We start from the raw sequence: 13,597 nt of genomic DNA on the forward strand, positions 1-13,597 counted from the left end.
GCTTTGCGCCTCGTCTACCTGGCGGTCCTGGCGGGCTGCCTGGCCGGTGCCCTGTGGCTGGAACCGACCCTGCGGGTCAACGTCCTGCGCCGCTGGCGCCGTCTGCTGTTGACCCTGGTGCCGGTGATGGCGGTGTTCGCGGCCTGGGACATCGCCGCGATCGCCGCCGGCCACTGGTCGTTCGACCCTCGTCAGACGACCGGTGTCCTGCTGCCCGGCGGCCTGCCGCTGGACGAGCTGCTGTTCTTCCTCGTCGTGCCGCTGTGCGCCATCCTCGGCTTCGAGGCGGTCCGCGCAGTGACGCGGCTGCCGGCGGGTGACGAGTGACCTACACGACGGCGGCGCTGCTCGGCGCACTCCTCGCGCTGGCGTTGGACCTGCTGGTGCTGCGGACCCGCCTCGTCCGCCGGCGGGTGTTCTGGACCACGTACCCGATCATCGTGTTCTTCCAGCTCTTGTCCAACGGGGTGCTGACGGGGCGCGACATCGTCCGCTACGACCCGGCCGCGATCGTCGGGGTGCGGCTCGTGTACGCGCCGGTCGAGGACCTGGTCTTCGGGTTCGCGTTGGTGTTGTCGACGTTGTCGCTGTGGGTGTGGTGGGGGCGTCAGGGCGTTCAGCGGGAGCCGTCGGCGGGGACCGGGTCGTCGTGGTTGTTGCGGTGGTTGCGGAAGCGGTAGGCCAGGGCGGCGACGATCGCTACGTCGAGGATGGCTCCGGGGAGTTTGGTCAGTACCGGCAGGCCCAGGCCGTTCGGAAGAGTCAGCACGGTGACCGCGATGGCGGCGGTCGCGAGGGCTGTTCTGGTTCGGCCCGGTGGGGTGGCGCAGGCGAGGACGGCCAGCGGGACCAGGGCGTACCAGGGGTAGAACACCGGCAGCAGGACCGCGGCCGCGACGAGCGCCCATCCGCACGCGGCGACCACGTCTCGGCGGCGTTTTGCCTCGTCGGTGTCTGGGTGATCTGGCGAGGTTTCTGGTTCAGCGCGTGAGATGACCCGGCTGGATCCGGTGACGGGCTCGTCGTCAGCGGCCGCGTCGGGTCCGCCTCCGGCGGGTGTGGTGGCCGGCTCGCGGTTGGCGGTCCCTGGCTGCGACAGGACTCCGGCGGATTCCGCGCCAGCGCTGCCTGGGGTGGGGAGTGCGTTGGCCGGGTGGAGCGCGAGTGTGGCGCGGAGTGCGCGCCAGCAGAGGGCGAGGCCGATGACGGCGAGCGCGACGATGCCGCCGGCGCGGGCGACGTCGATCGTCGTGTCGACGGCGCCCGGGTAGCCCGCCGCGCGGAACACGTAGCCGGCCGCCATGCCGATGCCTGTCGGCAACGACGTCCACTGCACGAGGCTGCCGGTGTCGGAGAGCGCGCCGATCCAGCCGAGATCGAGCCCGGTGGCCAGGGTGGCGGCGGTGAACACGAGCGCGCCCGTGCCGGTCACGGTGAGCCCGGCCTGCGCGATGGTGGCCCAGGCGGGGGTGTTGCGGCGTAGCCGCCAACCGGCGACCAGGAGGATGACGAAGGGGAGGGCGAGGATCGCGGTGACCTTGACCCCGACCGCGAGCCCGAGGAAGGCGCCGGCCCCGACGGCCGAGCCCCACGACAATGCCCGGTCGGCCAGGAACGAGATCCCCGCCGCGTTGGAGGCATAGTTCGGCGAGGGCGCATCACCTGTTGACGTGTGCGGGGAGTGCTCCCCGATTCCCGGATCCGGGATATTTGACCTGGTGGCGACCGGTCCGGAGACCGCGTCGGGTGCACCGCGCGCGGACGTGGCGAGGACCACCGCAGTCGGTCGGCGAGACGCGACGGCTGGCACGGCGACCGCCAGCGCGGCGACGATCAGACCGGCCATGAGGGCGTCGTTGTGCGCGCCGGAGACGAGGTGGACCGCGACGAGCGGCGAGAGCAGCCCGAGCCAACGTGCGGACGCCGGCCGTACGCCGACGGCGTTGGCCAGCCGGCCGGCGTACACGGCGATCAACACGCCACCGACCAGCGCGACGAGCCGGAGCAGGGTGACGGTCACCAGCAGTTGGTGGTCCGCCGATCCGCCCACGACGCGGGCGACGGCAGCGGCGGCACCGGAGAGCGCGATGCCGACCGGTCCGTAGGGTGCCGGCGTGTGCTGCCACAGGTCCGGCACCGCGCTCGACCAGAGGCATCCACCGTCGGCCGCACCGACCGCGTACGGGTCCAGCCCCGATCGCCAGATCTCGCCCTGGCAGGCGTAGGAGTAGACGTCGCGGCTGGCCAGGGGCGGTGCGAGCAGCAAAGGCACGGCCCAGAGCGCAGCCGTGGTGACCAACCAGCGGCTGCTGACGCCGCCCAACCGCGAGCCGAGCCGCCACCAGGCGCCGGACAGGATCGCCAGCCCGACCACCCACGCGGCGAGGCCCCACCAGAAGCCGGCGCCGGGCGTGCCTGGACCGCGCAGGCCCAGACCGGGATCCCGCCCCGGCAATGCCCCCGCTCCATATGCCCCGGCGGCGACAACGGCGACCCCGACAAGCCCGGTGACGCGCAGACCCCACGGGCTGTCCAGGCCACGCACGCCATCGATGATCCCACGCCGGTCGCGGACCGCAACGGCGCTGGCCTCCACGGACGCGGGCCAGCGGGTCGGCCGCGGTGTTCCGTGGGTCAGTCGGTGCGGGTGGTGGCGGCGTGGGCGAGGTCGATCAACGCCGCTCGGGCTTCGCCGTCGATCGGTGCCGACTCGATCGCCGTCAGCGCCGAATCGAGCAACGCGCTGATTCGCCGCTCGGTCCGTTCGGCGGCGCCGCTGGCCACGATCACCTCGCGGAGGTGGGCGATGCCGGCCGCGTCGAGGTCCGGTGAGCCGAGCAGGCGCTGCAGGTCACTTCGGCCGGCCTCGTCGGCCGTTTCGAGCGTGGCCGCCACCAGGAAGGTGCGCTTGCCCTCGCGGAGGTCGTCGCCCGCCGGTTTGCCGGTCAACGCCGGGTCGCCGAACACACCCAGGAGGTCGTCGCGCAGTTGGAAGGCCTCGCCGAGCGGCAACCCATAGCCGGAGTAGGCGGTCCCGACCTCCGCGGGTGCCGCGGCCAGGGCGGCGCCGAGCAGCAGCGGTCGCTCGACCGTGTACTTCGCCGACTTCAGGCGCGCGACCTTGCCGGCGCGCTCGACGGACGTGTCGCCGGTCGCCTGGGTCAGGACGTCCAGGTACTGGCCGATCGTCACCTCCGTGCGCATCTCGTCGAAGACCGGGCGGGCACGGGAGAGCGCCGCCGGGTCGAGGCCGCCCGCGTGCAACAGCTCGTCGGACCACACCAGGCAGAGGTCGCCGAGCAGCACGGCGGCGGAGTCGCCGAAGCCGTCGGCGTCGCCGGTCCAGCCGTGGGCCCGGTGCCGGGTCGCGAACCGGCGGTGCACCGCCGGCTCACCACGCCGGGTGTCGGAGCGGTCGATCAGGTCGTCGTGGATCAACGCGCTGGCCTGGACCAGCTCCAGCGCCGCCAGGGCGGTGACGACCTGGTCGGAGTCGTTGCCGCCGGCACCGCGGAACCCCCAGTAGCCGAATGCCGGCCGCAGCCGCTTGCCGCCGCGCAGGACGAAGGCCTCGATCGCGTCGGCAACGGGCGCCAGGGCGCTGTCGACCTCGGCCATCCACGCCCGCCGGTCGGCCAGGAACCAGGCCAACGACTTGTCGACCCGCTGCCGCAGGCCGAGCCGGTCGGTAGCGGGCAGGCTCGGGGCGGCGATCGGCCAGCCTGAATCGGCGGGAACCGCGCCGGCGGCGTCGGAAGGGCTCGTCGGCTCGGTCACGCCACGACGCTAGGGTCAATCCGCCTGAACGACAACCGCAGCGGTCTCCGGCGACCGGCAGATCACCGCCGCAGCCGTCCGGCGGACCGCGACCGAGGCCACATCCAGGGCGCGGCCGAGCCCGGTGCGCCCCCCGACCAGCGCCCAGGTCACGCCGCCGGGCGGCCGGACCGCACGACCCGTCAGTCATCGCCGGCCGCCCGATGACCCCCGACCGGCTCGTCGCACAGCGGCCGTGGCAGGTAGGGCCGCGCCGCCACCAACAGGTCGGCATAGTCACGCGCGGCGGGCAGCCGGGCATGCGGAGCGATCCGGTCCCCGAAGGCGGTGAGCAGGTCGAGGGCCCGCGTCGACCCCGAGCGGATCGTGTCGAGCACCGCCGCACCGGCCACCAGCAACGCGCCCTCGGCCTCGCCCGCGTCGAGCCGCGCCCGGGCCAGCCAGGCCTTGTCCAGCGCGGCGGTGCGCGGCTGACCGGAGCGCGCCGCCGCCCTCGACAGCAACGGAAGCGCGCGGGCGGGCCGGCCGAGCGCGACCAGGCACCGACCGGCGAGCGCGTCGAGCTCGCCCTCGTCGAGCCAGTAGAGCCAGGGCGGGTCGTGCTCCGCCGCCCGCCGCTCGGTGGCCCGCTGCGCCGCGACGAGCGCGGCCTCGGCGGCACCGCGCAACCCGGCCGCCGCCGCCGCGAACGCGATCCGGTGCAGCAGCAGCGCCCGCCCCGACGCCGACAGCGCCCGCCGCGACCCCGCGTAGGCGGTGCGCGCCAGGAGCAACGCCGGCGCCGGGTCGCCGGAACCGGCGAGCAGGTGGCTGGCCGAGCCCAGCACGTGGCCGGCGAGCGGCCGGTCACCCGCGGCGGCCGCCGCGCCCAGCGCCGCCCGATAGGCGGACAGCGCGCCCAACGGATCGCCCGCGTCGGCCAGCGTCCACCCACGGAGCTGGGCGACCTCGGCCCGCAGCCGCGCCGCCCTGCGGGTCAGGGTGGCACCGGTCGGCGGCGTCGTGGCCCGGGCGGTGGCCGCCACGAGCCGGTGCACGGCAGCGGCCAGGTCGGCCCCGCCGAGCACGTCGTCGAGCCGGCGAGCCGCGACCAGCCGGGCGGTCACCTCGGTCACGGTCGGCCGCTCGCACCAGCCGGCGGCCGGGGGAGCGGACCGCGGCGGACCGATCAGCGCCGGCGGGTCGCCGGCCAGCCAGGTGTGCGCGAGCCCGAGCAGGTCGAGCCCGACCCGGTCGCGGCTCTCCGGCCGCCCGGGGCCGGCCCGCCCGGGCGCGACCAGGCGGTGGCGCAGCCGGCTGCGCTCCGCCGCGGCCGCGAGGCCGTCGACCGGTGTGTCGAGCACGGCGGCGAGCCAACCGAGCCAGAAGTCGGCCGGCAGCCGGTCCTCGCGTTCCCAGCGGCTGACCTCGTGCCGGGTCACGGTCGGGCTGCCGGAGGCGGCGCAGAGCTGCTCGGCCAGCCGGAGCTGGCTCCAGCCCCGGCGTAACCGAAGCTGAGCCAGGTAGGGACCGAACGGCGGACGCGGACCGGCCGCGTCGAACGGGTGCGGTGGCGACGCGGACATCATGGACCCTCCCCGAAGCAGCGGTGCACGCCTGTGGCCCCCGGATGCCGCGAACGGCACCCCACGCGCCGACCAACGGACCATGGGGACGGCCCGCGGCGCGTAGAACATATGTACCCCTCGGGTGCGACGTTTTCCCGTCCCCATCCCACTGGCAGCGCCGTCACCAGCGCGAACGCGTGTTATCCACAGGCGCCCGGTGCGCCGACCCGCCGAGCCGCCCAGCCGGTACGCTCGACCCGTGGCGCTCGGACTCCCCTCGATCCTTCCGGGATCGCAACCATCGATCGGTGACCTGATCCGCGAGGCAGGCCCGACCTTCTCGTTCGAGTTCTTCCCGCCCAAAACACCTGAGGGCGAGGTGCAGCTGTGGCGGGCGATCCGTGAGCTCGAACCACTACACCCGTCCTTCGTCTCGATCACCTACGGCGCGGGCGGCACCACCCGCGACACCACCGTCTCGGTCACCGAGCGGGTCGCGACCGAGACCACGCTCCTGCCGATGGCCCACCTGACCGCCGTCAACCACTCGGTCGCCGAGCTACGCAACGTGATCGGCCGGCTGGCCGCGGCCGGCATCCGCAACATCCTCGCGGTGCGCGGCGACCCGCCCGGCAACCCCAACGGTGAGTGGGTGCGCCACCCGGAGGGCGTCGACTACGCCGAAGATCTGGTCAAGATCATTCGCGAGTCCGGTGACTTCTGCGTCGGCGTCGCGGCCTTCCCCTACAAGCACCCGCGTTCGTCCGACATCGCCAGCGACACCGACTACTTCATCCAGAAGTGCCGCGCCGGCGCCGACTTCGCGATCACCCAGATGTTCTTCGACGGCGACGACTACCTACGCCTCCGCGACCGGGTGGCCGCCGCCGGCTGCGACACCGCGATCCTGCCCGGCGTCATGCCGGTGACCCGGATGAGCACGATCGCCCGCTCCGAGCAACTGTCGGGTGCGCCGTTCCCGCCGGCGTTGGCGGAGCAGTTCGCGCGAGTCGGCGACGACCCCGAGGCGGTGCGCAAGCTCGGCATCGAGCAGGCCAGCGAGATGTGTGCCCGGCTGCTCGAGGAGGGCGTGCCCGGCATCCACTTCATCACCCTCAACCGGTCGACGGCGACCCGCGAGGTATGGCAGCACCTACGGGTCGACGCGGGCGTGTGACCTCGACCGCCGATGGACGGTTGAGCTGACGTGGGCACACGGCTGGGTTGGCACGAATACGCGTCCCGATGGGCGGCACTGCACGGCGGCTTCGACCCGAGACAGGCGGGCGCGGTCGTCCGAGGCTGGATCCGTCTCTCCTACGAGATCGGCTCCCGCCTAGGCCGCCTGCGGATCTCCCCGACGGCGGTCACGGTAGTCGGCCTGGGCCTCTGCGCGGCCACCCCGATCGCCGCCACCCGAGCCCCGTCGGGCCTGGTGACGGCCGCGATCCTGGTCCTGCTGGCAGCCGTCGCCGACAGCGTCGACGGCGCGGTGGCCGTAGCCTCCGACCGCACCACCCGCCTGGGCTACGTCTACGACTCGGTCGCCGACCGCCTGGGCGAGATCTTCTGGCTGACCGCCTTCTGGGTAGCCGGCGCCCCCGCACCCCTGGTCGTCACCGCCGGCGCGCTGTCCTGGCTGCACGAATACATCAGGGCCCGGGCCACAGCCGCCGGCATGAGCGAGATCGGCACGGTCACCGTCGGCGAACGCCCGAGCCGCGTCAGCGTCACCACGGTCGCCTTCCTGGCAGCGGCGGCCGCCGGCACCCTCGACCGCGACCTGACCCCAGGCACCCTGACCGTCTTCCTGGCGATCTGGATCCTCCTGGCGACCTTCGGCCTCGCCCAACTCCTCCGCGCGGTCCGCCGCCTCCTGCGCTGAGACCCGAAGAGCCGAACAGATCCAAGCTGGACTCGGGTCCGTCGGGGGCACGACCGTCGCTCCCGCCAGGGACCGCTCGCTCCGCGTCACTGCCAGGTCCGCGCTGAACACCCGACCTGGCTGCGCTGACGCAGGCCCTGTCCAGGCGCGAGGTCGCCGAGCGACTCGGCGCGGGACTGCCTGACCTCGGCCGGAACAACCCGGTCGTGCCCCGTCGTCGGGGTCTGACCCGGTCGCCCGCCTGACCGCCAAGGAAGCGGGTTCGGCGTCAGGTCAGGCCGGCGCGGCGGAGGATGTCGACGATGACCGTTGACTTCTGGCTCGCGTACTCGGCCATGTAGGTCACGCCTGACCTCGCGATGCGGCGCTTTTCCTCCGCGTAGCGGGCGCGGTCTTCGGGATGGTCGCGCAGCCAGTCGCGCAGGATCAGGTGGCGTAGGTGTTCGTCGCAGTCGGGTGGGAAGACGTGCACGTTGGTCATCGGGTCGAAGCCGTGCAGCAGCCGGTGTTCGTACCAGTCCGGCTCGCGGATCCGCAGCACGTAGCCCGCCGCCTCCAGCGCCGGTAGATACGCGGCTTCCGCCCGCGGATCCTCGATGATCACGTCGATGTCGATGCGGAACTTGGCCGCCATCCCTGGCACCGCGGTCGAACCCACATGCGCCACCGCCAGCGCTGTCGGGCCGAGCGCGCCGCGGATCCGGTCGGCGTGCCGGGCGTACAGCGCAGGCCAGGACGGGTCGTACGCCACGATCTCGATCGGGCCCGGCAGTCGCGGCGGCTCGCCGACATTCCGGGAACGCAGCCATTCCTCCGTGACCGGGGGCTCGGGCTTGGGCAGCGGCGGCAGGCGCATCGCGGTCACGCCGGACCGATCTGTTCCGCGACGATGCGGGCCGACAGTGCGACCATCGGCAGCCCGCCGCCCGGGTGGGTCGAGCCGCCCACCAGGAACAACCCGGGCACCGGGCCGCGGTTGGCCGGCCGCAGCAACCCGCCGGCGGTGCCGTAGATCGCCCCACCGGGGGCCGCGGCGGAGGCCTCGAGCGAGGCCGGCGTCAGCACCTCCCGGAACAGCACCCGGTCGCGGACGTCGACGCCGCGCGCGGCGAGCACCGACAACACCCGGTCGGCGTACGCGGACGCCAGCCCCGGCCGGTTCCAGTCGACCGCACCGCGGCCGACACCGTGTCGCGGCGCGTTGACCAGCACGAACCATGCCTCGTGGCCGGGCGGGTGAACCGAAGGGTCGTCGGCGACCGTGACGAACACCGCCGGGTCCGGGGCGGGCCGCCCACCGAACACCGCGTCGAACTCGGCGTCGTAGTCGGCCGGGAAGAACACCGTGTGGTGAGCCAGCGCGGGGGTGCGGCCCGCGACGCCCAGCAGCAGCACGAAACCCGCCAGGCTGCGGTCGCTCAGCCGGGCCAACCGGCGCGGCGTCGGCAGCAGGTCCCGGTACAGGGTCAAAGCGTCCACGTTGGACACCACCACGTCGGCCGGTACGAAGGTCGTGCCCACCCGCACCCCGGTCACCCGGCCGCCGCCCGTCGCGATCCCGGTCACCGTCGTCCCCGTGTGCACCGACACGCCCAGCGCGACACACCGTTCGAGCAGCGCGTCGCCCAGTGCCCCGAGCCCGCCCGGCAGGTACCAACCCCCGAACGACAGCTCCGCGTACGGCACCGCCGCCAGCGCGGCCGGAGCCCGGCGGGGGTCCGCTCCGGTGTAGGTCGCGTACCGGTCCAGCAGCATCCGCAGCCGAGGATCCCGCAGCCGCCGCCGGCCCAGGCCGCGCAACGACTGGCCCGGGGCCACCGCCGCCAGGTCGCCGAGCCGCCACGCCAGCCCGGCCAGCGCGGTCGGCGAGTCGACCGGGCGGCGCAGGATGTCGCGCCACGACGCGTCCCAGACCCGGCCGGCCCGGCGCCACAGCCCCTGCCAGTCCGCCGCGGCCTCGGTGCCGAGCGCGGCCGCGATCCGGTCGGCGAACTCGGCCGGGTCGGCGCACGAGTCGAGCACCGTGCCGTCGGCGAACACGTGCCGGACCACCGGGTTCAGCGGCACCAGCGACGGGGTCACCCCGCCGAGGTCGGCGAACAGCTCGTCGAACACCTGCGGCAGGGTCAGCAGGCTCGGCCCGGTGTCGAACCGATAGGTGCCCTCCGGCCGCTCCACCACCCGGCGGCCGAGCTTGCCACCGACCACCGTGGACCGCTCGTACACGGTGACCTGATGTCCGGCAGCGGCCAGCCGCGCCGCACAGGCCAGCCCGCCCACGCCGGCGCCGACCACGACGACCTCAGCCACGCGCGCCTCCCCGGATCACAGCACCACCGGCCGGTCCCGCCACCGCAGCGCGCCGGCCCGCCGCAGCCGGAACGAACGGACCACCAACCAGCCGAACAGCAGCACCGAGACCGGCTGCGCCAGCGCGTCCGGCCACCACCGCCCGCCCGTGGCGGCCGCGCTCGCGACCCGGCCCAGCACTCCCAGTGCATATCCGATGCAACCAGCCAAAACCAACAGGGCAGAGGACGACGCCAACCCAGCGACAGTCAACAACACGGGTACGACGTAAACGAGCAGAAGCAGCCCCACCACGGCCGAAGCACCGAACGCGGAGCCGAACGACGCCCACAGCGACTTCGTGTAGCCGGCGGCCAACTCGCCCCACGACCCGTACATCCGGCATGCCGCGACCCGCGAACCGTCGGCCAGCGCGATCCGCCCGCCGGACCGTTTGACGGCCCGGGCCAGCTCGATGTCCTCCAACACCGACGACCGCACGCCCGCGTGCCCGCCGGCGGTCCGATAAGCCGAACGATCCACCACCAGGAACTGCCCACCCGCCGCGGCCAGCGACGGTCGGGCCGAGCGCTCCAGAGCCCGCAGCGGCAGGAACGTCAGCCACGACCACTGCAACAGCGGCTGCACGAGCCGCTCACCCCACGACCCCACGACGATGCGGGGGTACGGCGACAGCAGCCCGACGCCGGCCGAGCGCAGCAACGCCGCCGCACCCGCCACCGCACCGGGCTCCAGCACCACGTCGGCGTCGACGAACGCCAACACCGCGGCGGAAGGGTCGGCGGCGTCGGCGAGCTGTTGGCAGGCGTGTGGCTTGCCGAGCCAGCCCGGCGGCAGCGGCGCCCCGGTGAGCAGCCGGACCCGCGGGTCGTCGCCGGCCACCGCGCGTACCAAGTCGGCGGTGCCGTCGGTCGAGCCGTCGTCGAGGACCAGGATGGCCAGTTCGGGCACGCCTCGCTGGCCCAGCAGTGACCGCAGGCACGGCTCCACCCGGGCCGCCTCGTCGCGCACCGGGAGCAGCACCGCGACCGGCTCCGGGAAGTCCACCGCGACGGGGCGCCGCAGCAGCCTGGCGTTCACCACGGCATGCAGCGCCAGGACCCCGGCCAACGCGGCCGGCAGCCAGGCGAGCGCGCTCACCCGCGTACCCGAAGAGAAATGGCGAGCGGAAGCGCGACCAGGCCCATGCCCAGGGCGCCCCAGCCGGCCGACGCGGGCAGCCCGAGGAAGGCGGCGTGCGCCAGGATGCTGGAGAGATAGGTCCACAGGTAGAGCGCGTACATCGGCGCGTCCCGCCCAGGGACGATCGCGGTCGGGCCGGCCAGCCCGTTGAACACGGTCATCATCAGCACCGCGACGACCAGCCAGCCGGCGTAGTTGCCCAGCGGCACGTCCGGCACCCCGGGCAGGCTCGGCGACGCGTTGGACCAGGTCCAGTAGCCCTCGGCGACCATCTGGGGATCGAGGAACAGGTCCCACGCGGCGAGACCGACGCCGGCCACCCCGACCCGCAGCACGGGGTGCCGGACCAGCCGCACCGCCGCGAGCCAGGCCGGCCACGCCATCCACGTCCAGGCCAACGGGATCACCCACGGCACACCGGCGATCTTCGGACCGAGCGCTCCGGAGTACGTGTAGTCGCCGAACGGCACGCCGCTCGCCACTCCCGCCGCCTCCACGAAGAGCCCGCCACCGGTGGTGACCAGCACCAGCACGGTTGCGACCCGTGGGCCGCGGGTCAGCGCGGCGTGCCCGACCGACAGCAGGTAGCCGAGGACGACCGTCGTGACGGTGACCGCGGCGCGGGCACCACCGTCGGTCAGCGGATAGCAGATCTGGGCGAGGATCAGCAGACCCAGCCCGTACCAGGGCAGCCTTCGGGTCATTCCCTGGATGGCGCGCGCACCGGCAGGTCGCGGCCGAGCACCGCGAAGGCCCGCTCGTCGCCGGGAAAGCGGAAGTCGCGCAGCACGTCGACGAAGTCGAAGCTGCGGTAGAGCCGCCAGGCGCGGGACCGTTGTTCGTTGGCCTCCGGTGTGGACAGCAGCGTGGTCGCGCCCTGTGCCATCCCGAGCAGCGCGCGGAGCTGGCGGGCTCCCACGCCGTGACCCTGCGCGGCCGGGCGGACGTGCAACTCGACGACCTCGAAGCAGTCGGTCAGCCAACGCTTGCGGTGCTCCTCGCTGAGCGCGGAGCGGACCTGGTCGTGCCACCACTGCCCGGCCCCGGAGACGTAGCCGTAGCCGAAACCGGCGAGCTGTCCTTCGGTGGTCAGCGTGGCGACCGCGCGGAAACCAGAGCGGCGCACGTGCGTGGCGATGATCCCGCGCCGGGCCTCCATCAGCTCCGGCCGGTAACCCATCGCTTCTCCGTAGACGGCCACCACGTCGTCGAGCCGACGTGCCAGATCGTCCGGCTTCCACGGCACCAGCCTCATGCCGGATCGCTCCTTGTCATCTGTTCCCAGCCGAGCACCCTGCGGTCACCCATGATGCCGCATACCGCGAACCGGGCAAAAAGCTCCTCGGCGTACCAGCCGACCTGCGCCGTGCGCGCGATGGCGGCACGATGCTCCGGCTGACGGTACGCGAAGCCGACCAGATCCGTTGTGCTCCGCCACACGGTGACCGTGCCCTGCCAGCCGATCGGTGCCTCGCCGATGCCGAACCGGGCGAGCAGTCCCGGCGCGTCGCGCAGGGTTGCGGCCACCGGGGGGATGGCGCGCCAGAAGGTCGCGGCCCGCGACGGCCTCAGGCGGGCCCGGGTCAGAGCCAGGACCATTCCGTCGGTACGGGTGTGCGGGGCTGCCTCGAACGGTTGGCGGCCGCTCCAGGTGCCGCGGCTGGCGATCGGGGCGAGGTCGATCTGGGCGTGGGCCGTGCTGAGGTCGGTCCAGCTCTGGATGGCTTGTGGCGTTTTGTTTGGTTCGTGTACGAGCAGGGCCGCCCAGCGCGTGGCGTCGACGTCGCCCGGGCCGAAGCCGAGGCCGGTGCCCGTGCCGAGCAGTTTGGCGAAGCGGACGCCGGGGTGGCGGCGGAGCCGGGCGCGGTCGGTCGCCATCCGGGCGAGCACCTGGGGGAGGGCCCGCGGGGGCATCCGCCAGACGTGCAGGGTGACGACCGTGTCCATCGCGCCCAGTCTCCACCGTTCGTGGCCGGGCTGCTTTCTGGGTGGCCCTGGTCTTGGGCGGCCCTGGTCTTGGGTGGCCCCGGTTTCGGGTGGGCCTGGGTCAGGCGACGTCGGTGACGGTGCCGCTGGTCAGTCGCTCGAGCTCGGCCGGGGTGATCGGGAAGACCGCGTGCGGGATGCCGCCGGCGGCCCAGACCTCGGCGAACGCGAACAGAGCGGTGTCGACGAGGGTACGCATGGCGGGCTTGCCAGGGTGGACGGGCGCCACGCCACCGATCGCCTGGCCGGTGTGGTCCCGGACGAAGTCGGGGCTGGCCCGGCGGACCTTCCCGATGCCGTGCTCCTTGGCCACCCGGGCGGTGTCGACCCGGTGTGCGCCGCTGGTCAGCACCAGCAAGGGCGTGCCGTCCGCGTCGAAGACGAGCGAGTTGGCGATCTGGCCGACCTCGACGCCGAGCTGGGCCGCGGCCGCGGCGGCGGTGGGCGCGGCGTCCGCCAGGATCCGGACCTGGCTGGGGCGGCCGGCGGCGTCGCGGGCACCGGCGGCGTCGAGCGCGTCCTGGACGGCGCGGACGTTGGGATGCGGTTGCATCGGGACACGCTCTCATGCCGCGCGGCCCGTGCGCGCCCGGTTTCCGCGAAGTGGCGTTCCCGCTGGTGGGCCGCGTGTTTTCGGCGCTTCGCGGGTGCTGGCGAACATCAGCCGACATCAGCGCGCGGCACGTTGCTTTTTTGTCAGACCCAAGGTGTACTCTTCTTGTAGTTAGAACGCGTGTTCGATTAGCTCGCACACTCGTTCTGGCGGTCCGGTAGGCGCGATTCGCGGCGCGGCTTCCGGAACGTGCGGCTTCGCGGGCCGCACATCAGGCAGGACCGTCGCCCGCCGCCCTCGACCCCCGGGCGGTGGGCGACGGACCAGCCGACCTGCCGGTCGGGTGTGGTGTGGGGA

At 73.7% G+C, this 13,597-nt stretch carries 14 protein-coding genes; 4 read left to right on the forward strand and 10 right to left on the reverse strand.

Annotated elements, in window-relative coordinates; genetic code table 11:
* The first annotated feature begins 3 nt into the window (after window positions 1-3).
* On the forward strand, window positions 4-327 hold the full coding sequence (locus BLV39_RS12660; RefSeq protein WP_090790456.1) for a lycopene cyclase domain-containing protein: 324 nt from the start codon (window positions 4-6) through the stop codon (window positions 325-327).
* Window positions 324-680 (forward strand): lycopene cyclase domain-containing protein, encoded by a 357-nt coding sequence (locus BLV39_RS12665; protein WP_090790458.1) that lies wholly within the window; start codon window positions 324-326, stop codon window positions 678-680. The genes BLV39_RS12660 and BLV39_RS12665 overlap by 4 nt, the downstream gene beginning before the upstream one ends.
* Here BLV39_RS12665 and mptB read toward each other — a convergent pair.
* The 3 genes from mptB to BLV39_RS12680 all read right to left on the reverse strand — a co-directional run bounded on the left by mptB (window position 617) and on the right by BLV39_RS12680 (window position 5,345).
* Window positions 617-2,545, reverse strand: a complete 1,929-nt coding sequence (gene mptB, locus BLV39_RS12670) for a polyprenol phosphomannose-dependent alpha 1,6 mannosyltransferase MptB (RefSeq protein ID WP_143049738.1) — start codon at window positions 2,543-2,545, stop codon at window positions 617-619. The genes BLV39_RS12665 and mptB overlap by 64 nt on opposite strands.
* 89 nt (window positions 2,546-2,634) lie before the next feature.
* Window positions 2,635-3,618, reverse strand: coding sequence for a polyprenyl synthetase family protein (locus BLV39_RS12675; protein ID WP_239083934.1), 984 nt, complete (start codon window positions 3,616-3,618; stop codon window positions 2,635-2,637).
* 341 nt (window positions 3,619-3,959) lie between these two features.
* Window positions 3,960-5,345: a helix-turn-helix domain-containing protein gene (locus tag BLV39_RS12680; protein WP_176984875.1), complete on the reverse strand. Its 1,386-nt coding sequence runs from the start codon at window positions 5,343-5,345 to the stop codon at window positions 3,960-3,962.
* A 238-nt stretch (window positions 5,346-5,583) separates the two neighbouring features.
* On the opposite strand from BLV39_RS12680, the gene metF reads away from it, so the two are divergent.
* Window positions 5,584-6,501 carry a methylenetetrahydrofolate reductase [NAD(P)H] gene (metF, locus tag BLV39_RS12685; protein ID WP_090790462.1) on the forward strand — a complete coding sequence of 306 codons (918 nt, stop codon included), beginning with the start codon at window positions 5,584-5,586 and terminating at the stop codon, window positions 6,499-6,501.
* A 30-nt stretch (window positions 6,502-6,531) separates the two neighbouring features.
* Window positions 6,532-7,209 (forward strand): CDP-alcohol phosphatidyltransferase family protein, encoded by a 678-nt coding sequence (locus BLV39_RS12690; RefSeq protein ID WP_090790464.1) that lies wholly within the window; start codon window positions 6,532-6,534, stop codon window positions 7,207-7,209.
* Window positions 7,210-7,477: 268 nt separating this feature from the next.
* Here BLV39_RS12690 and BLV39_RS12695 read toward each other — a convergent pair whose 3' ends face one another.
* The 7 genes from BLV39_RS12695 to BLV39_RS12725 form a co-directional block, all read right to left on the reverse strand.
* Window positions 7,478-8,065, reverse strand: a complete 588-nt coding sequence (locus BLV39_RS12695) for a GrpB family protein (protein ID WP_090791459.1) — start codon at window positions 8,063-8,065, stop codon at window positions 7,478-7,480.
* 5 nt (window positions 8,066-8,070) lie between these two features.
* Window positions 8,071-9,519 carry a phytoene desaturase family protein gene (locus BLV39_RS12700; protein WP_090790466.1) on the reverse strand — a complete coding sequence of 483 codons (1,449 nt, stop codon included), beginning with the start codon at window positions 9,517-9,519 and terminating at the stop codon, window positions 8,071-8,073.
* Window positions 9,520-9,534: 15 nt separating this feature from the next.
* The gene (locus BLV39_RS12705) at window positions 9,535-10,659 is read right to left on the reverse strand and encodes a glycosyltransferase family 2 protein (protein ID WP_090790468.1); all 1,125 of its coding nucleotides are present in this window, start codon (window positions 10,657-10,659) and stop codon (window positions 9,535-9,537) included.
* Complete coding sequence (locus tag BLV39_RS12710) at window positions 10,656-11,405, reverse strand: carotenoid biosynthesis protein (RefSeq protein ID WP_090790470.1); 750 nt, start codon at window positions 11,403-11,405, stop codon at window positions 10,656-10,658. The genes BLV39_RS12705 and BLV39_RS12710 overlap by 4 nt, the downstream gene beginning before the upstream one ends.
* The gene (locus BLV39_RS12715) at window positions 11,402-11,956 is read right to left on the reverse strand and encodes a GNAT family N-acetyltransferase (RefSeq protein ID WP_090790472.1); all 555 of its coding nucleotides are present in this window, start codon (window positions 11,954-11,956) and stop codon (window positions 11,402-11,404) included. Before BLV39_RS12715 ends, BLV39_RS12710 begins: the two co-directional genes overlap by 4 nt.
* Window positions 11,953-12,648 carry a monooxygenase gene (locus tag BLV39_RS12720; protein WP_090790474.1) on the reverse strand — a complete coding sequence of 232 codons (696 nt, stop codon included), beginning with the start codon at window positions 12,646-12,648 and terminating at the stop codon, window positions 11,953-11,955. Before BLV39_RS12720 ends, BLV39_RS12715 begins: the two co-directional genes overlap by 4 nt.
* A 100-nt stretch (window positions 12,649-12,748) precedes the next feature.
* Window positions 12,749-13,240, reverse strand: a complete 492-nt coding sequence (locus tag BLV39_RS12725; RefSeq protein ID WP_090790475.1) for a YbaK/EbsC family protein — start codon at window positions 13,238-13,240, stop codon at window positions 12,749-12,751.
* Window positions 13,241-13,597: the final 357 nt, after the last annotated feature.

The organism is Asanoa ishikariensis, assembly GCF_900107455.1.
Classification (GTDB): Bacteria; Actinomycetota; Actinomycetes; order Mycobacteriales; family Micromonosporaceae; genus Asanoa; species Asanoa ishikariensis.